12 protein-coding genes are annotated in these 18,950 nt (G+C 48.8%); 2 read left to right on the plus strand and 10 right to left on the minus strand.

All coding sequences use genetic code 11. The annotated features are described in order from the left end of the window. Window positions 1–23: 23 nt before the first annotated feature. Both WBA89_RS03825 and WBA89_RS03830 read right to left on the minus strand, forming a co-directional pair. On the minus strand, window positions 24–3,329 hold the full coding sequence (locus tag WBA89_RS03825) for an Ig-like domain-containing protein (protein WP_424404206.1): 3,306 nt from the start codon (window positions 3,327–3,329) through the stop codon (window positions 24–26). A gap of 474 nt (window positions 3,330–3,803) precedes the next feature. After that, a complete protein-coding gene (locus WBA89_RS03830) occupies window positions 3,804–6,056 on the minus strand; it encodes a recombinase family protein (protein ID WP_424404207.1) in 2,253 nt (750 codons plus the stop codon). 53 nt (window positions 6,057–6,109) lie between these two features. Here WBA89_RS03830 and WBA89_RS03835 point away from each other — a divergent pair, with 53 nt between their 5' ends. Next, the gene (locus tag WBA89_RS03835; protein ID WP_424404208.1) at window positions 6,110–7,477 is read left to right on the plus strand and encodes a proton extrusion protein PcxA; all 1,368 of its coding nucleotides are present in this window, start codon (window positions 6,110–6,112) and stop codon (window positions 7,475–7,477) included. Between the two features lie 243 nt (window positions 7,478–7,720). On the opposite strand, the gene rodA is transcribed toward WBA89_RS03835, so the two are convergent. The 8 genes from rodA to WBA89_RS03875 all read right to left on the minus strand — a co-directional run bounded on the left by rodA (window position 7,721) and on the right by WBA89_RS03875 (window position 17,697). Beyond that, a complete protein-coding gene (gene rodA, locus WBA89_RS03840) occupies window positions 7,721–8,980 on the minus strand; it encodes a rod shape-determining protein RodA (protein ID WP_424404209.1) in 1,260 nt (419 codons plus the stop codon). Window positions 8,981–9,442: 462 nt separating this feature from the next. Beyond that, the gene (locus tag WBA89_RS03845; protein ID WP_424404210.1) at window positions 9,443–9,796 is read right to left on the minus strand and encodes a VOC family protein; all 354 of its coding nucleotides are present in this window, start codon (window positions 9,794–9,796) and stop codon (window positions 9,443–9,445) included. A 277-nt stretch (window positions 9,797–10,073) separates the two neighbouring features. Further along, window positions 10,074–10,343: a hypothetical protein gene (locus WBA89_RS03850; protein ID WP_424404211.1), complete on the minus strand. Its 270-nt coding sequence runs from the start codon at window positions 10,341–10,343 to the stop codon at window positions 10,074–10,076. Window positions 10,344–11,054: 711 nt separating this feature from the next. Continuing rightward, on the minus strand, window positions 11,055–11,915 hold the full coding sequence (locus WBA89_RS03855) for a class I SAM-dependent methyltransferase (RefSeq protein WP_424404212.1): 861 nt from the start codon (window positions 11,913–11,915) through the stop codon (window positions 11,055–11,057). Window positions 11,916–12,104: 189 nt separating this feature from the next. Continuing rightward, window positions 12,105–13,772, minus strand: a complete 1,668-nt coding sequence (locus WBA89_RS03860; RefSeq protein WP_424404213.1) for an ABC transporter ATP-binding protein — start codon at window positions 13,770–13,772, stop codon at window positions 12,105–12,107. 670 nt (window positions 13,773–14,442) lie between these two features. Continuing rightward, on the minus strand, window positions 14,443–16,266 hold the full coding sequence (locus tag WBA89_RS03865; RefSeq protein WP_424404214.1) for a tetratricopeptide repeat protein: 1,824 nt from the start codon (window positions 16,264–16,266) through the stop codon (window positions 14,443–14,445). Continuing rightward, window positions 16,206–17,117 carry an RNA polymerase sigma factor gene (locus WBA89_RS03870; protein WP_424404215.1) on the minus strand — a complete coding sequence of 304 codons (912 nt, stop codon included), beginning with the start codon at window positions 17,115–17,117 and terminating at the stop codon, window positions 16,206–16,208. The genes WBA89_RS03865 and WBA89_RS03870 overlap by 61 nt, the downstream gene beginning before the upstream one ends. A gap of 280 nt (window positions 17,118–17,397) precedes the next feature. Then, window positions 17,398–17,697, minus strand: a complete 300-nt coding sequence (locus WBA89_RS03875; protein ID WP_424404216.1) for a hypothetical protein — start codon at window positions 17,695–17,697, stop codon at window positions 17,398–17,400. Between the two features lie 46 nt (window positions 17,698–17,743). Between WBA89_RS03875 and WBA89_RS03880 the strand changes: the two genes are divergently transcribed. After that, window positions 17,744–18,916: a response regulator gene (locus tag WBA89_RS03880; RefSeq protein ID WP_424404217.1), complete on the plus strand. Its 1,173-nt coding sequence runs from the start codon at window positions 17,744–17,746 to the stop codon at window positions 18,914–18,916. Window positions 18,917–18,950 lie beyond the last annotated feature (34 nt).

An 18,950-nucleotide genomic window follows, 5' to 3' on the forward strand; every position in this document is an offset into this window, starting at 1 on the left:
CGACGCTACTCAAAAACTAACTACTAAATAAACTTAAAGTCAGAGGCAGTAATGACGGTGCTCAGAGCTCCCGGCACTGTAGGAATAGAATTCAAAACTGCCAAATCGAAAGCTGGGAGACTGTCATCCGCCACATTTGGGTCGAACCCGAGAACGTACTTGTTAAAAGTATTGTTCAGGTAGACGAAGAAAGCTCCAGCTTTGGTCGAACCGTTTTGATTCTTCAACACTGCATTCACTGCTTGAGCGTTGTCAAATTTAGATTCAAACAAAATGACTGATTGCTTGCTGATATTGTCGCCGCTGCTGCCGATATTTCTGACGATAAAACTGGTGAAATCGTTAGTAGTTCCAGAGTTGGTTAAACCGGCGAAATTCGCTGACCTGAACAAGAATCTGTCTGTGCCGGTGCCGTTGGCATTAAAGTCGGCAATAATATCCACACCTTCACTCGGAGTTTCGTAGTAGAAGAAATCATTGCCGGCATCGCCAGTGAGCAAGTCAGAACCGTTTCCGCCACCCAAAATGTCATTGCCGGCACCGCCGGAAAGCGAGTCGTTGTCATCGCCGCCCAACACCAAGTCGTTGCCGAAAGCGCCGCTGAGACAGTCGCTGCCACCGCCGCCGTCTACGGTGTCGTCGCCCGCTTCGCCGAACAGGGAGTCGCTGCCGCCCTCGCCCAAAATGTAGTCGTTGCCCGAACCTCCGAGTGCTGTGTCGCTGCCTTCGTTGCCCAAAATTGTGTCTTCGCTGTCGCCGCCGGAGATGAAATCGTTATTGATGCCGCCGTCTAGCAAGTTTCTGCCGAGGCTGCCGTCGATGATGTCGTCCCCTGCGCCGCCGTCGATGGTGTCGTCGCCTAAACCGCCCAATAAGGTGTCGGTGCCGGTGCCTCCAAGTATCGAGTCTTCGCCGGCTTCTCCCAATATCGAGTCGTTGCCCGTTCCGCCGTCGATGGTGTCGCCGTTGTCGCCGCCCTGGATGATGTCGTTGTCGTTGCCGCCGAACATCAGGTCGTTGCCGATTCCGCCGATTAGGGAGTCGATGCCGTCTTCGCCGTCGATGGTGTCGTTGCCGAGCCCGCCGTCGAGGGTGTCGTTGCCGATCGAACCTAGCAGCGAGTCGTTGCCTCCCTCACCGAATTCGAGGTCGTCGCCGCCCCTGCCGTCGATAATGTCGTTGCCGTCGCCTCCAGAGAGGGTATCGTTGCCGGCCCCGCCGATGATGAAGTCGCTGAGGTTGCTGCCTGTAAAGCTGCTGGCAGGGAGTTGGGTGCGATCGACAATGCTGTCAACCACCGTAATGCTGAAGGATGCAGGCCCGATCGTTGCAGATCCGTCGGAAGCTGTAAACGTGAAACTGTCGCTGCTGCCTGCCGCCAGCAAGTTGTATTTGACAATGTTGTTGTTGATATCGTCTTGGCTGAATTGGCCGCCGACGTTGAGAAAGGTGGTTCCCCTTTGGACAAAACCTCTGGTGGCGTCGGGGGCTTTGGTAATTGTGTAAACGATTTCCGACGGCGGGTTGTCGGGATCTGTTACTAACAAATCTGCGGAGGTGATTGTCTGGGTGGGAGCACTTTTGGCAACCACCACACCGCCGTTAACTTCTAGCTGCGGCGGGCTGCTGACGTTGATGGTTACTACCGCCTGACTCGTGCCGCCGCTGCTGTCTGCGATCGAGTAACTGAAGCTGTCAGTACCTGAGAAGCCTGGATTTGGGGTGTATTTGAATAGGCCGCCACCAAAGGGAGTCAGGTTTCCTTTGGCTGTTGGGGTAAAAGTCGTGACAGTCAAAGAGTCATTCTCCGGATCGGTGTCGTTGAACAGAACGTTGAGACTGAGTTCTTGACCCGAAACCGTGGTGAAGTTGTCGTTAACTGCTCTGGGCGCCTGATTTGGGAAGGGCAGAGGATTTGGTGTCGGACTCGGTGTCGGTGTCGGTGTCGGACTTGCTGTCGGCGTCGGGAACATCGGCGTCGGACTCGCTGTCGGCGTCGGGAACATCGGTGTCGGACTCGGTGTCGGCGTCGGACTGTCTGTCGGTGTCGGCGTCGGACTGTCTGTCGGCGTCGGTGTCGGACTTGCTGTCGGTGTCGGCGTCGGCGTCGGCGTCGGAGAAGGACTCGGCGTGGGTAGGGGCAGCGGGGTGGCGCTGCCGGGAACTGTAGGGGCAATTACAAAGGAACTGCGTCCCAGGGTTCTGCTGTCAACTCCCGGCAATACTGCTAAAAAGTCGCCGCTGACTCCGTTGCGAATAATTGCGCTGCCGGCTTTGCTGTCGGTGCTTTGGAAGATTACCAAATCTTCAAATTTGAGGTCGCCGCTGAGTCCGATCGAATCTTCGCCTTGGCGAAAGTCTGTGAAAATGTCGGCATCGGCGATATCCGGGCCGCCTGTGGTCACAAATGCCGGGTTAGTGCCGTCGCTGCTGCTGCCGCTGGGGGAACTGAAGCCACCGATGACAAAGACATCTCTGCCTTCGCCTCCTGCCACGATGTCTTTGCCTTCGTCGCCCCACAGCACGTCGTTGCCAGCGCCGCCGTCGATGATGTCGTCTCCTGCACCGCCGAACACGATGTCGTCGCCGTCGCCTGCAAATATTGTGTCCGCACCCGCGTCTCCGTAGAGCCAGTCGCCTCCTTCGTTGCCAAACAGCAAGTCTTCGCCGTCGCCGCCGAAGAGCGAGTCGTTACCTTCGTCGCCCCACACGATGTCGTCGCCTCGATCGCCCGAAAAGCTATCGTCGCCAGAGCCCCCGCGCAAGCTGTCGCCGCCTTTGCCGCCGTAAGCCGTGTCTCTGCCTTCGCCTCCGATTACCGTGTCGTTGCCGTCGTTGCCGTACAGGAGGTCGGGGTTGTTTCCCCCGTCGAGGGAGTCGTTGTTTTTGCCTCCGTAGATGGTATCGAGTCCTGAACCGCCGTCGAGTACGTCGTTGCCGGGCCCGCCGAACAGCAAGTCGTCATCCTCGTTGCCAAACAGTAAATCGTCGCCCTCGGATGCTTGCACGGTATCGTTGCCTTGCAGCCCGGAAATCACGTCGGGGCCGATGCTGCCAACTAAGGAGTCGTTGGTGTCTGTGCCCCGGATCACGCCTCCGAGCGTTGATGGTTGGGTACCCGCGCCTCCGCCCAAGGTGTCGTCAAAGCCGCCAAATGTGTCGTCGGAGGGAGTGGGGGTGGGAGTTGGAGCGGGAGTTGGAGCCGGAGTGGGAGTGGGAGCCGGAGTTGGAGTTGGAGTTGGCGTCGGCTCCGGTGTTGGTGTTGGCGTTGGCTCCGGTGTCGGCGTCGGCGTCGGCTCAATTATTACAATTGGTACTGCACTGGGCATTATTTTGGCTCCTTTAAACGACTATCCCGATTAACTTTAAGAACTGATTAATATCAGTTTGTTGCCACAAATCTGGCTGATACCAAATCCGGGTAATATACCCCCTTTACGATCGAACTGCGAAGACGCAGTACGCGAAGCGGCGCGTCAGCGCTAAAGCGCGAAGAGAAGAAGAGTCAAGAGAAGAGTCAGGTGATCGAGGGGATAGCTAACTCGGATTTGGCATTATTATTGATTAATAATCTCGATCTTTTCTAGCATACTAAATCAAAATTGCCAGGGCTATAGATATTTCTTAACTCAGGTTTTTTTTGAGCCCAAAATATTAATGCTTGCAAGTTCTGATGCCTGTTTTGGGTATACTTTAATATCGCTAGATTTGGCTCGAACCTAAAAGTCTGACTTCCAGTCAGCCTGCACTAGCTATCCAGAGGGGAAAAAAATAAAAATTTTGGCATTCATAATTTTCTTTGCTCAAGTTGAATGTCGAATGCCGAATGCCGAATGCCCAATGCCTGACTGCTGACAAGAAACAGCGCTCTGAATGAGGGGCACAAGTGGCCCGGTTTGCTCTTGTCCGTTGACGGCTAGTTCGCTGTGGCAAAGGTAAAGCACCGAACAGCGACTTAACAAATCTACCAGAATTCGCCGCAGCCGCTGTTGGTCGGCCGCGGTTTCGTCTTCGGTTTCCCAGGGACGCCCCAGTTGCGATCGCAAAAATAAGGGAGCTCCAAACAGTGTCGCCGCACCGCCGCTCAGCCACAGGGGGGAGCCGGCATCGAGCCAAAAGTGCCATTTGTGGGCGCGGCGGCTGCTGCGGTACTGGAAGATGTTGGCGAGGGTGACGGTTCGGGCTGCTGGGCCTTCTAGACCAACTGGAAACGGGTTGGCTGTGACGGTTCCTTGGCGCAATAATTGGATGAACTGGGCGATGGTTTCTGAGTCGCTGCTGTTTGTTGGTTCTTGGCGCTGCATTCGCCCGTGTATTTCCCAGTAGTGGGCGGCGGTTTCCATTAGTTCCCGCAGGGCTGCTAGCCGATCGCCCGCTAGGTATCTGTCGCCGATCAGAAATTTCTGGATCGCTCGATCGAGCAGGGCTATTGGACTCGGTAACAGCCGCTCTTGCTGTTGCAACCGCTGCTGTTCGATCCATTCGACAATCTGCTCGCAGGCCCGAGCGGCTCGGTGTCCCAGTCTGTCCCACCGGGGAAATACTTTAATTTCCAGCAGTTGAGGTCGATCGACATTTGGACAAAAACAGCTATCGGCGATTAAACCTGCTCTCACTGGATCGATCGATTTGGCGTTTGGGATTTGAGATTTTAGGTGGAAATTATTGGGCTGGGAATCTTCTGTTTCCACTGCTTCCCGGTGTTTCTGGCTGCCTAAAATTACCAGCATTTCGGCTACTGCGTCTCGATCGACTAAACGGCCAAGTCCCGGATAAACTAATGCTAACAAAGTCAGCAAAGCTCGAATCTCTGGCGTAGTCGATAGGGGACGCTGATCGTTGAGAGATTCGGTGGCGATACCCGATCTGGCTAGAATTTCGGTTAAGCTGTAACGGGCGATCGCGTCCATCCCCGGAGCAATTACGGCGATTTCTTGCGGCTCTACGGCTTGTGATTTCACCGCATCTACAATAATTTCGGCGGTTTCTCGCAGCAGTTGAGCGCGGGAAGTTGTTTCGAGCGATCGAACCGATCCTGGCAAAGTCAAGCCTAAAGGATAAAAACCCTCAGTATTCACTGCTAAACTTACCGCTAAATCTCCAATTTCTAGGGCTAAACCGGCTTTTGCGTCCAAATTTTCCACCCTTTGACACCGGCTTTCGAGTTGGGCCAGGTATTCGGTGTCGGCCCCCAAACCCAAACGCACTCCTCCATCCCGATTGTAGGAGAACGCCCCCGCTGCGCCTCGATCGAGCATTCGATCGAACAAATGGCGGCTGATGGCCGGATAATCGTCAACATCATCTGCAATCACAGCTTGGTATCTAGAAGCCAACTGCTGCTGGTAAGCCGGATTTGGCAACAAATACCGCCAGTAGAGCTCGCAAACAATCCCGTAAGTCAGCAGCCCCCGCGTCAAGCACCATTCCCGCCACCTTTCGAGCAACTCTCCCATGCTCGTCCACAGGCTGTTCGAGCCGTCTGAGAGAGCAAATCCCTGTTCCAAAATGCTCTTAATTTCTTCTCTGGGCGTACCGCTGACAGCAGCAAGTTGTAATAAGTCTAGAGTTCGACGCACCATTCGGTTTGGACTTACCCCTGTTTGTTGCAAAATGCCTTCGTCTAATTCGCGACGCCAGAGTCTCGCGGCAAGTTCCAATTCTGTTTCAGGTTGCAGCCGCAGGGGAAATTGAGCCTTCAAATCCAGTGACTCAACTAGCAGCGGCCAAAATAGCAATACTTCCTGCTCAAAAAAACCGAAGGGTGTTGTTGAGTGAAAGGCATATTTTGCTTGGGTAGCTGCAGCGATGCGATCGGCCAATTCCAGCCGATTCTCTCCGTTAGCTGCTAAGACTAAAATTGCTGGGGCTGTTTGTCCCGCCCGCCGCCGCCCGGAACGCCCGCGGCTCGAAAGTGTTGCAGGCAAAGACTTGACGGTTTCGCTCCAAAGGCAGAACTGCTCGACTAAGCGAGCGGTTTTGCCGCTGCGGGCGGCTCCGGCGATCCAAATTGAATTTTCTGCTGGCGTTCCCAATTTATGTAAGTTTGTTAACATACCATGAATACTTTAATCACTAATGTCTGCACCGGACTAACTAGGTTTTAGTTATGAATACTTCTGCGTGGAACAGGTTTGTAAAATATCTCTACAGCGCTAACCAGTGGTACAGAGAAACGCCTGAAAGGGCCTTAGAACAGGCTTATGATGCTGCCTTAGCAATTAAGGCGATCGAAGATGAGCATTTTGGCGGCCAAGGAATCTCCGGGCGATCGGGCGATTACGGAGACAGCACCCTGTCTTACTTTAAATCCGAACTGCAAAAATACCTCAAGGTCATCCAAACCAGGATGGTGGAGTTTAATGCTAGCCGTTCTTTTTTGGAATTGCCCGATCGGGTGGGGGCAAAACCGCAAGCCGGGCAGAACAAGACACAGCGTCACCAGCACGGAGTCGGTTTCGACAATAGTAAAGAGCGAGCATCTCTTGTATTTGAAAAGCTCGAATTTATTGATAGAGTCATTGGCAAGTATATTAACAACAGTAAATCAACGGCGATCGTTCCGGTTGTCAACCCTACAAACCAGCAGTTAAAATCTACAGATAGTACCTCTCTAATAAAAGCAAATAAAGGATCGGGCACTTCAATTCAAACTGCGGACGGTGAGGTTGACACTCAGTATGAAGAGGTGAATTTATTACCCAGATCGCTGTTGGGAACGTTGAATCGAATTACTAAAGATTTAGACCCGGAAGCGGAAAAAGACGTAGTTAAGAATTTCCGCAACTCCAAAATAAAAACAGTCATTTCTCTGAGATTTATTTTGCTGTTGATTTTAGTTCCGCTGTTAACGAATCAAATTGCCAAAAATTTTGTAGTCGGGCCGATAGTTGACAGTTTTAGAGTCAACCAAAATGCTCCTATTTTCATAAATTTTGAGCTGGAAGAAGAAGCCTTCGGCAAACTGGAGAGATTTGAGCAGAATCTCAAATTTCAAACGTTGATTGGCATGGCTCCGCCGCTTTCTGCTGAGGAAACGGAAGAGAAGGTTGCCAAAAAAGCAGTTGAGATAGCAGAGGAATACCGCAGTGAAAGTGGTGGAGCGATTAAAAATATTTTTGCCGATTTAATTGCCTGCGCTGCCTTTGTCGTGGTTATTGTTACTAGCAAGAAAGAGATTGAGATTTTAAAGTCTTTCATGGACGATCTGATTTACGGGCTCAGCGACAGTGCTAAGGCTTTCATAATTATTTTGTTTACTGATGTGTTTGTGGGATTTCACTCGCCTCACGGTTGGGAAATAATTCTCGAAGGTTTATCAAGGCATTTGGGACTGCCAGAAAATAGGCAGTTTATATTTCTGTTTATTGCGACGTTTCCAGTTATCTTGGATACGGTATTTAAGTATTGGATATTCCGCTATTTGAACCGCAGTTCACCTTCTGCAGTTGCTACTTACAAGAATATGAACGAGTAATATCAAATCCGGTAGCATCGGATCGAATAAACCGCGAACGCGCTATCAGCGTCTTCGCGGTTTATTCGATCTTACCACCTATTATAGCGGTTATCAAGCGTTGCGAGGTATGCCCGATGCCCTGCGCGGGCCGATGCCCTGCGCGGGCCGATGCCCGATGCCCTGCGCGGGCCGATGCCCCATGCCCTGTTTGGCCCATGCCCCATGCCCGACATCACCTCATCTTCCTGAGAAATGCTACATCTAATTCCAACGCTTCTTGCGCTGTCGCTGGTTCGCTACCGATTCCACCAGTCCCAGTCCGAGAAAATTACTCAGCAGCGAGGCATTCCCGTAACTCAGGAAGGGCAGGGGAATTCCCGTTACCGGGGCTAAGCCGATGTTCATCCCAATATTTACGAATACCTGAAAAATTAACATTGACAGTACGCCGATCGCCAGCAATGAACCAAAATTGTCGTTGGCAGTTTGAGCGATCGTTACCAACCGGAAACAAATTACCCAGAACGCCAACAGCACGAGAATGCAGCCAATAAAGCCCAATTCTTCGCCAATCGCCGAAAAGATAAAGTCCGTATGCTGTTCGGGAATAAAGTTAAGCTGAGTTTGCGTTCCCTGAAACAAACCCCTGCCTTTGAGTTCTCCAGCCCCGATCGCAATCCGAGATTGAATCAAGTGATATCCGCTACCTAAAGGGTCTTTCTCCGGGTTTAAAAACCCTGTCAGGCGCATTTTTTGATAATCCTGAAGCACACCCCAAAAAAGGTGTCCGACGTGTCCCGACACCACGTTCACCAGCACAGCAGCGAAAGTCCCCAACCAAGGCCAAGGTAGGCTTCGCCAAGCGATAATCCCCGCAACGACTACCCAAGCGATCCAAATCGGTGTAGACAAGTTGTTTAACAGAACGGAGATTAGAGGAGAAAACAGCAATATCAGCCAGCCGGGATTGACATTACCCCAGTAAAACATCCCCATTGTGATCGCGCCAAACACCAGAGAAGTACCTAAATTTGGTTCAGCAAAGATCAATCCCCAGGGTAGGGCCATAATCGCCAGCATCTTCAACATATCCCTGACTGTGGGGACAGTTTTGTCGTGCAGGAGAGCTGCTAAAGTGATAATCATCCCTACCTTGGCAAATTCTGACGGTTGCAGGTAAAAGCCGCCGATATTGATCCACCGCTGGGCACCGAGCCCTGTAGTACCGATAAATCGAACTGCGATCAGTGACAAATTGATGATGATGTAAATCGGCCATTTCCACTGAATCAGTATCTCGTAGCGGCAGCGGGAAATGATGATGGCTAGGAACAAACCGACTGCGCCAGTTACCCAGTGCCGCCACCAGTCGATCGAAGCCTGGTTCATTTCGACGCTGCGGATCATGATTCCGCCCAAGATGGTGAGGGTTATGCAGGCGGCAAACAGCCAAGGATCTGATTCTTCCCAGGGTTTGAAGATGGATTTCCAGCGGTTTCTGCTTTGTATTCTCTGCAACATGAGGATTTTAGATTTTAGATTTTAGATTTTAGATTATCGAACCGATGTTCGGAAGTTGTGGATATATTTCCGATTCTGAGCTTACACCGTACTGCGCGAGCATTGGTGTCAGTACGTCACTTTATTCGGCGAGTTGTACGGATGTTCCGGGCCTTCAGCTACGGGCTTTTGCTGATTCGTACCAATCCCGTGGCGTGTGCATTCCGCACCAATCTAGGGCTTAATTATTTCGCGTTCCGATTTTTTCATTAGTTAAAGCCCAAAAAATTGCTTGGGGGATCTTGGTTTTACAATCAAAACGCCCAAACGCCTATCGACAGGCGATTTCCACTGGCAAACAAAGTCAACACTAAGCGCAGCGCACGCGCTAGAAACCCTGCACAGAAACCAATCTTCACCTAGGGTGGGCCGGGGGCGCACCTTACCCGGATTTAATAGCCGATCGCCCCCCAAGCCCTAAAATCATCCTTTGGCGGGTTCGTAAAGATACTCAAAACCGTTACCGTCGAGGTCTCTGCCGTAAAAAGAGGCTGTACCGTCGCGGTGTTCGTGAATGTGGGTGACGGAAACACCTTCGGATTTAAGCTGTTCGTAGGCGGATTCCATTTCGGTGCGATCGTCAAACACAAAGCCAAAATGCGGCCCTGCTTGGTCGTAACTCGGACTCAACAGCGCCAAGCCGTCCTCTCCGGCTTTCAAGTAAGCCCAGTCTGGATCTTTCCAGACTAACTCCATACCCAAATTTCGGTAGAATTCAGCAGATTTTTCGATGTCTTGCACGCAGACGGCTACGTGTCCCAATCGTTTTAGTTTCATGTCTAAAAATTTGATGGTTGTGATTTGAGTTTATTGTATCTTTTTTCTGATTTGTTTTTCGGTTAATTAGGTATTTTTTGAGATTGTTTGGTGCGAGCTAACTGTACCTTTTCTACTTGTTTGCTGGCATTCATTGGGCTGAACAGTTTAATTGCGCGATCGAATTTTTCTTGGGCTGTATCGATGTTACCAAGTTATTGTTCTGTCAGGGCTAGTTGATAGCAAGCTTCGGCTCGGTTTAATTTGTTGGAGCGATCGAGTATTTGGATTGCTTCAGCTAGGTGCTGCAGCGCTGTGTCAAATTCTCCCCTTCTTTTTTGACTCCCACACAGGAGTTGAGGAAAGCGAACCCGACATCGATCGCACAACCGTTAATCCCCATTTCCTCCCTCGATTTTTTGAGCTTGACAAATATCTCCATAGCTGCGTCTAATTCCCACAGTTCTATTTGACAAAAACCTATATTAATCGCAGCATTAACTTTCCAAAATTCCAGATTAGCTTGTTTGCCATTTTCTTCTTCGCTACTTTTAGCTAGATTTTGCAAACATTTAGTTGACTTTATTTCCGAGATTTGGTGACATTCTACGGCTTGATTAATCTCGCATAAGATCCGGCAAGCAACACCTAATATACTGTATAATCCGCTCAAATAATCAGAATTCACATTGTTGAGTGTGCGAGTAGTTGCTGAAACTATTGACTGTAAAGACCTAATTTATACAGCGCTCTGCAGAGCTGATAATCTTTAGCAAACTGAATATTGATTTTTTTGAGGATGATGCTAGCGGCCTGCTCGAAACAGCTAATAGCCACATAGTTGAAGCGTAGTTGGGAAACAATCAAGTAGCTGGGGAGCGATCGGCAGGCACTTAGACCCAAGCGCGAGCTTTAGTAGTCCCAAAAATCAGCAAAACCTATCTTCAATAGCCATTCATCATGTCTGTCAACTATGTTGAAAAAGCCAGTTTTTGCCGATCCCTAACTTAATCCAAACATATATTTAGGAGCCAGGAATCATGTTTTTTAACTATTTTGAAGAAGCAATTATTGCAGAATAAAATTAACCTGAATCCGGTCGCATCCGTTTTCAAAAGTGAAACGAAGCATCTCGCTCGATGCTTCGCCCAAGTGCGTAATACCAAATCCGGGTTTTGGAGATTCTTTACGAACCAGTCGGCCGAGGCCGACTTTGTTTGTGCAAACCTGGTTTCAACCGCCCGTAAAGGGGGTATGTTACCTAGATTTGGCATAAGTCCTATTTTTCATAACGGGCTAGAAGATGCCAGAGAAAGATATCCGGGTCGTCATGATCGATCATCTCTTTAAACATCGAAACAAAAGGCTCATAGTCCAAAAACTGCATCTCCAAACTGAGTTGCTTTAATCCCGCTTCTTTAAAGATGCGATTTAACCGCAAGGGAGTGTAATAAATTTGGACTGTTTGCCACTCAGCATCCCAAACTTTATTGCCGTAGACATCGATAAATCCCTCTGTAACACAGTGAGCGTGTTTGCGACTGAAATAGGCAATTTCTAAGAAGCATAAGGTTGTTGGGAAATATCCGTATATCTTACCACCTGGTTTAAGAACTTTACCAAATTCCCGAATCATCTCGCGGTTGGTTTTATCCTCACTGGAAACCACGGAATTTGCGAGTAGGACGTAATCAAATTTCTCGTTCCACTCCGGTTTTTGTTCGGTGATTCGCGTGGAGTCTACTTCCTCAAACACGATTTGCCGATTGTTAAGTCGGGAATCTCCATCTGCTGTTTTCCAGTCTACTTGTGCTTTTTCAATGGCTGTTTTGGAAAAATCGGTACAGTAGATTTGTCCAATTTGGGGGCAAAATTCTAGTAAAGTTTTCTGAAGATAAATTTCCGAGCCGCAACCGGGAATTAGGACTTTGATATCAGGTGAGTTGGGAATATCATAGCCGGGAGAACGCTCTGGACGGATTAAGTTTTTGCAGATTTTGGGGTCTTGGGTGATGCTGAAAGCGGTGTTGGTATAATCTTCGTGGCTTTTATCCCAGATATCTTTCTCTTCTTCAAGAGATTTCGAGCCTAGGTTTTGAGAAGAGGGAATTAGCCATTTGTAATCATTTATGCCGGTCATAAATTTTAACTCCAAAATATTCAGTACAGGTCAAATCTGCGTGTCATACCAATTTAATGTGAAGTTGCACATATCTCGATCCCCCTAAATCCCCCTTAAGAAGGGGGACTTTGAGCGGAATCTTGTCCCCCCCTTATTAAGGGGGGCTAGGGGGGATCGGATTCTACGGGGCCTCATAAAAAATTGGTGTCAACCGCTAACAACCAAGCTGCCGTTTTCCATCACGTAAGTGACATCCGCGCGCAAGGCATTAGCTATGCGGTGGGTGATGAAAATCACGGTGCGTTCTTTGCTAATACGCTCGATGGTGGTGAGGATTTTGGCTTCCGTCGAGGGGTCGAGGGCGGATGTGGCTTCATCGAGAATCAGAATGGCTGGATTTCTCACCAAAGCTCTAGCTAAGGCGATTCTTTGCCGTTGTCCCCCTGATAACTGTCCGCCCCTGTCACCCACAGGCGTGTCATAACCTTGAGGTAAGGACAAAATAAATTTGTGAATCTCGGCGGCTTTGGCTGCGGCTTCGACTTGTTCGTCAGTGGCTTGTAGATAGCCCATGCGGATGTTTTCTCGCACCGAGCAATTAAAGAGAATTACATCCTGAGAAACGAGTCCAATTTGAGAACGGAGGGAGCGTACTGTTGCATGACGCAAATCAATTCCATCAAACAGAATGCGTCCTTTATCCGGGTTATAAAATCGCGTCAGCAAGCTGACAATTGTACTTTTGCCTGCTCCACTTTGACCGACAAATACCGCGAATTCTCCTTGGCGAATCTTCAGGGATAGATTTTTAACTCCTCCTCTATCTTGGGAGTAGCTAAAGGTAACATTTTCAAAGTTAATATCGCTGAAAAAGTGAGGTAAATCGATCGCATCCGGTGCATCCTGAATCGCAGGAGTTTCTGATAAAATATCGCTGATGCGTTGCAGCCCTGCTACTCCATCAATAAATGCAGGCAGTGACGAAGTTAAGCCGAGGATATTGAGATTCAATCCTAGCATTAAAACTTGAAAGGATGCAAGGGTGCCTACGGAAATGATATTCTGGTATGTCATGACAGCACCGATACTTAAAACGATAAGCTGCGTCATGACAAAACCAATCATGGGAACTTTCTGCACTAAGTAGGAGAGAAAGGTTGCCCGGACATAAACCTGTTTTAAGTCATTCAAATCGCTGGCAAAATCCTCAGTCATTTGGTTCTCCAGCCCGAATATCTTGACAACGGTTTGCGAGAGGATATTCTCTTCGATAACGCTGGCAATCTGTCCTTCTTTTTGCAGCAAATTATAGCCGACTTCGGTGGCAAGGCTGGCAATTTTTGCTGGGGCAATGGTACAGATAGTTAAACCGATTAAACTCAGCAGGGCTAATTGCCAGTTGAGGAGGAAGAGGAAAACCATAGAAAATAGGAAGTTAGACAGTTCTAAAACAACGACTGTCAGCCCCATTGTAATTACACCATTTTCCACCTTTTGGACATCGGCGATGAGACAATTGACAATATCCCCGGCTGAACGCCGTCCAAAAAACTCCATTGAAAGGCTTTGGAGATGCTGGAATAGAGAGTGTCGGATATTGTTGGTGATTAAAATGCCCAAACGCGCTCCGAGGAAAATTCCTAGCAAGCCGATGCAGGCATATAGAATTGCTCCGACAACTAGCAATGACAGGATTAGAACCAGAAGACTATAGTTTTGGGGAACGATGGCGGCATCGATGATAAATTTTAAGCTGGCTCGGAAGACTGAATCAAAGGCTGCGTCGAATATCAGGCAGGTAAAGAGTAAAATGAATTGCCATTTGTAGGAGGCAATGTATTTGTTGAGGGTTTTAAAGAACCAAATCAGTTCCATGAGTTAGGGGAGTTTGTATACAGGCACGATTTATACTTTGAGGTAGCATTTATCCAGCTTTGGATTGGATTCAGTTGCTCTTTTTTTGAGGCTGCATCCTTTTTATGTCTCTATCATGACTCCCCTACCTTGCTTTTGTCAGTCGGAAAAGTCGGATCGTAAAGTCGGAAAAGTCGAATCTTTTAAGCAATTTCTGAATTTTTCGAGTTAGAGGCTGTTTTTTCCTAAATCGATGCACCCCATGAAACCTACCTCAAACACGAGAGCTCTAATTTCCTCCGATTGCACAAGATTGTGTCATTGAATTAAGGTCGGCAACAAAAGATGTAGGGTGGGCGCTGACGGCAGTACCTACCCTACATCTATTTTCAATTACTGATGTTCAATGACTGATTAATTTTCTATCAGAATTGATTTTTGATGTTAGAATCTTCTGGGGCGCCACATAATTATTTTTATCCTTTTTGCTAGTTTTAGTTGTTGTTTATGATTGAGGTTTTATCCTCAATCTTGTTCGAGATTAGTCGAGACGAAATTGTATTTTTGTCTCTACACCTATAAGACGAATCCAGAGGTCATTTTCTGAATTTTTCGAGTTAGAGGCTGTTTTTTCCCAACTCAATGCACTCTGAGAGGTTCAGATCCCCGACTTCCCTAAGAAGTCAAGGATCTACGCTTTAGCCCGATCGCCCTTTCGCCTCTTACCTTTCAGCCGTTTCACAGCCTCCTCAACCTCCCCGCGAAAAGGGTAGAACAACCGCCGACTCAGCGCACTTCGATAAGCCTCCACAGCCTCCGTCACATCCCCCAAGCCCAACAACCCTCTCCCTTGCCAGTAACCAGCCATCGCCGGGTCAAACTCCATCAATTCCCGGAACTGACAAGCCTTTTCCAACCATTTCCGACTCGCCACCTCATCCCCCAACACTCGATAACTCTCCCCCAGCCACACCGCAGCAGACACAGATTGCAGATAACTCCCATCTTCTGGTAACAACTGCCATCCTTGCGCCAAAGCCTCCACCGCTTCCCGGTGTTTCCCCGCCAGCGCCAACACCCGCCCGTGACCAAACCAAGCATCAGGTAACTGCGGTTCAAGTTGCGTCCCCTTCGCAGAAACACTACACCCCCGATCGATTTCCTGAAAACTTTCCACCAACACCCGCCCCGCCGTTGTCCAAACACTCCAGCGATCGGGAAAACGATCGAGCATCTCTTCTACTATGGATGCAAGGGTTACTTGATTGTTCGATCGCCCTAAATCCCACATAAAAAGGGGGACTTTGAGAGGACGGTTCGAGCCCTCTACATCCCCATTGACTTTGAGACGGCGGTTCGATCCCCCTAAATCCCCCTTAAAAAGGGGGACTTTGAGAGGAGTTCCCCCCTTGTCATTAGAAGGCTTTGCCTCCTCTAGCTCCCCCCTTTTTAAGGGGGGCTGGGGGGGATCGAGAGGGGCTGGGGGAGAGGCAGCAGGCAAAATCTCACACAACGCCCGATAAATTTCACAATCCTGGGGATACAGACGATAAGCTTTCAGCATCGCCTCAGCCGCTTTCTGATATTCCCCCGTGTGGAACAAGCACCGCCCATAGGAATACCAACCCCTAGGATGATTCGGGTGTTCCTCAGTAAACCGTTCCAACACCCCAATCCCGTTAGCCGACTCCCCTCGGAATAGGTGATAATAGGCCAGCAACTCGCGGGCATCCGCCGCATCGGGAGCCAGTTGCAGCACAGAACTAATTATCTGTTTAGTCTGTTTGCCTTCCTCACCCGATACCAATCTCATCCGGCAACGAGTATCCGCCAGTCGTTTGAGCGATCGGAAATCACCCGGAGCCACCTCTAGCACTTTGCTCAACCTGCGCTGCGCTTGGCGCACATTCCCCACCGCCTGACTCGCGTCGTAGCTGTCTATCAGCGCTACAACATCATCCGGGTTCAGTGACAAAACGGCATCGAACGCTCGCAAAGCTGCAACCGCATCCCCTCTCCCCCTTTGCACCTGCCCCAACGCCAGCCAGTGAGCCGCATTATCTGGTTCTAGGGAAGCCGCCGACTCAAAAGCCAGTATCGCTGCCTGAGTGTCACCTTTACAGAGTGCGATCGATCCGCTGATATGCTGTCGAGTCGCCTCATTGCGTGCATTGGCCGAGGCATTTTCATAAACTGCTACTGCCTCAACCTCTTGTCCCATAAGCTGCAAGAGTTTTGCCAATTGCAAGTGGACGGCGATCGATGGTGGTTGCTGCCGATCGATTACTTGGCGATACTGCTCAACCGCCTGCTCAATACGACCCATTGCATACAGCAAATTCGCCAATTCCAACCGTTTCTTCCAGCCAGAGGGATACTGCTGCACGTACTCACTTAATGTTTTCAGCTTCTGGTCAATTCGGGCTGGCTTTTCGTCTAAAACTAGGTAAGCATTCAGTTCCACCCCAGAGGACTGAGTGAGCGATACCACCCGGAGTGTATGGTTTCTAGACATATTGCTGTTACCTGATAATTTATTGTCTCGCCAATGTTTTGAGGGATGGGGGCGATCGTTTCATCGGATTGTCGGGGCAATCCCCCCGCCCCAGAATCTTGACGGGGTAGGCACGGGGGCACTACCCCTACAGTAAATTCATTTGCGATCGCCCCAGAATCTTGACGGGGTAGGCACGGGGGCACTACCCCTACAGTAAATTCATCGCCGATCGAGGCAACGTCCCCCTTTTGAGACGACTCCGAGGAATCTAACAAAGCATCATCCAACCCTGACAAATACCTGCTCAAACGCTTTTGCAGAATTTCTCGCGCCTGTTGGATGCGCTTGTAAACGTTATCGAGCGAGAGAGCAAGTTGTTGGGCAATATCTTGATAGGCAATCTGGTGGCAGTAACGCAGGATAAACGGAGTTCGCAGTCGAGAAGGAAGAGTATCAATAGCGCGGCGAATGTATTTCCCCAACTCATGATGCAGAAGTGCCTCTTCAGGAGAGTCCAAACCAGAAATAAATGCTGAATTTTTTGTAGCAGCTATTTCTTCAATATCCTCCATTTGTATTGCTTTGCGGCGGCGTTCTCGGTGTATATCGATACATAGATTATGGGTTAAGCGGGCGAGCCAAGCTCGGAGGTTGGTGATTTTTTCGGCATAGTCTGGCAATTTTTCCCAAGCTTTGAGCATGGCGCGACTGAGCACCTCTTCGGCATCAGTAGGATTCCCATCCATCCACCTGAGACAGCAACGGTAAAGATCATCTCGGTTTTGCTGCCATAGCTGCCAAAATGCTTGCTCTATATTTTCAGGACAACTCCGAAAGTCTGCTGCAATAACGGATTGAGAATTGGACATGACTTAAAAAATGGTGAAAGATAAATGTGAAGGAACATTCCTCTGTTGCTTTTTTCGTTGCACCCCAATCCCGGAAATATCTAGCTCAGTGTGGTCTCAGTATTTATGCGGATAAAGATTGGATTCAGTTGCTCTTTTTTTGAGGCTGTATCTTTTCCGTATCTCTATCATGGCTCCCCTACCTTGCTCTTGTCAGTCGGAAAAGTCGGATCTTAAAGTCGGAAAAGTCGGATCTTTATCAAAAAAATGGGCGCAGCGGAGGGGCTACAATTCCGTCTTTCTAGGACGGCTTTAAGTTGAAATTGGGAAAAGTCGCGATGGGACATCGCCACAACGCTTCGGCTTCGATCGGTGCGCCACCTCCAAACAAACAAGCAAAGAAGGCGACAAGCAACTTAAAAGCCTTGCAGTTAAAGGATACAAGCCGATCGCCCTCACAAAGAATTAGGCTGGCGATCGCTAGTTTTGCTTCGACAAGGTAAAATGAGAATCGGGGGCGATCGCTACCATCGTAATTGTCAATAAGTCTGTCATAATAGTTATCAGAAAGTTCTCCGCCGACTTGCAGTGCATAACTCAAAATAAGGGTGTAAAACTGGACAAACCTTAGCCGATGGGATGTGTATATGACTTTTGAAGAAGCCCTAGAATTTATCGAATCAGCCTTAGAGTCCAAAACCAGTAAACCCTTAAGTTTGCTTGAAAAAAAAATCTTAGAAGCTGCTTGGCAAAACGCAACTTATAGTGTAATTGCTGACAGTTTGTACCTGAGCACAGGACATATCAAAGATTTAGCTGCCGTCCTGTGGCAGCGCCTTTCAGACGTAATGGGAGAAAAAGCTACTAAGAATAACTTCCGCTCTCTACTAGAGAAGCAAAGCAGCACAAGTGCTGGTGCCTTTACTCAAAGCGATCGCCAATTTGTATATCAGTCTCAAGAAAGTGACATCAATGAATTAGAAAATTCCCCAGGCAACATTTTAATTGTGGATGACCTTCCAGAAAATCTGCGTTTTCTAACAGAAATTCTCACAAAACATGGGTATAAAGTTCGCTGCGTTACCAATGGTACGATGGCTTTGAGGACAGTTCGCAATCATCTCCCCGATGCTATATTGCTGGATATTAAAATGCCAGACATGGACGGCTATCAAGTCTGCGAAGCCCTCAAAAATGATGAAAAAACCTCAGAAATTCCGATTATTTTCTTAAGCGCACTTGACCAAGTTTTTGATAAAGTTAAAGCTTTTAAGGTAGGGGGAGTTGACTACATCTCTAAACCTTTTCAGCCGGAAGAAGTGCTAGTTCGCCTCGAAACTCAGGTCACTATCGGGCACCAAAAACGGCAGCTTAAAGAAGCAATCGAGCGACACCAGCAAACCGCAGAAATTGCCTACCAATCTCGCGCCCTCTTGGCAAATTTGCTCAACTCATCTTTAGATGGAATAGCCGCAGTGGAGGCGGTGAGGGCAGATATGGCTGGAGAAATTGAAGATTTTCGCTGCTTGGTAGTTAACCCTGTCTTTGCCAGACTGTTAGGCAAAAAACGCACAGAATTAGCGGGCGAACCCGTTCTGAAAAAACTGCTCGATAGATTGATTCCACAATTATTTGAGTTATTAGTAGAGGTTGTGGAGACTGGAGAATCACTTGCCGGAGAGGTGCATCTAGAAAGCGATGACATTGGCAAATGCTGTTATGTAACTGCTGTGAAATTGGGAGACGGTTGCTCAATTACCATCCGCGATATTACAAAGTTAAAACAGTCGCCCCTAAACTCAATGATTGAAGTGAATTAAGTCACCCCCACAATCGTTCGGCGGTTGAAATCGC

The organism is Microcoleus sp., assembly GCF_049646505.1.
In the GTDB taxonomy this organism is placed as follows: Bacteria; Cyanobacteriota; Cyanobacteriia; order Cyanobacteriales; family Microcoleaceae; genus Microcoleus.

Bases quoted from the DNA above. Each gene is read 5' to 3' on its own strand.
- WBA89_RS03825 (WP_424404206.1), bottom strand. From the start codon at position 3,329: ATGCCCAGTGCAGTACCAATTGTAATAATTGAGCCGACGCCGACGCCG.
- WBA89_RS03830 (WP_424404207.1), bottom strand. From the start codon at position 6,056: ATGTTAACAAACTTACATAAATTGGGAACGCCAGCAGAAAATTCAATT.
- WBA89_RS03835 (WP_424404208.1), top strand. From the start codon at position 6,110: ATGAATACTTCTGCGTGGAACAGGTTTGTAAAATATCTCTACAGCGCT.
- rodA (WP_424404209.1), bottom strand. From the start codon at position 8,980: ATGTTGCAGAGAATACAAAGCAGAAACCGCTGGAAATCCATCTTCAAA.
- WBA89_RS03845 (WP_424404210.1), bottom strand. From the start codon at position 9,796: ATGAAACTAAAACGATTGGGACACGTAGCCGTCTGCGTGCAAGACATC.
- WBA89_RS03855 (WP_424404212.1), bottom strand. From the start codon at position 11,915: ATGACCGGCATAAATGATTACAAATGGCTAATTCCCTCTTCTCAAAAC.
- WBA89_RS03860 (WP_424404213.1), bottom strand. From the start codon at position 13,772: ATGGAACTGATTTGGTTCTTTAAAACCCTCAACAAATACATTGCCTCC.
- WBA89_RS03865 (WP_424404214.1), bottom strand. From the start codon at position 16,266: ATGTCTAGAAACCATACACTCCGGGTGGTATCGCTCACTCAGTCCTCT.
- WBA89_RS03870 (WP_424404215.1), bottom strand. From the start codon at position 17,117: ATGTCCAATTCTCAATCCGTTATTGCAGCAGACTTTCGGAGTTGTCCT.
- WBA89_RS03880 (WP_424404217.1), top strand. From the start codon at position 17,744: ATGACTTTTGAAGAAGCCCTAGAATTTATCGAATCAGCCTTAGAGTCC.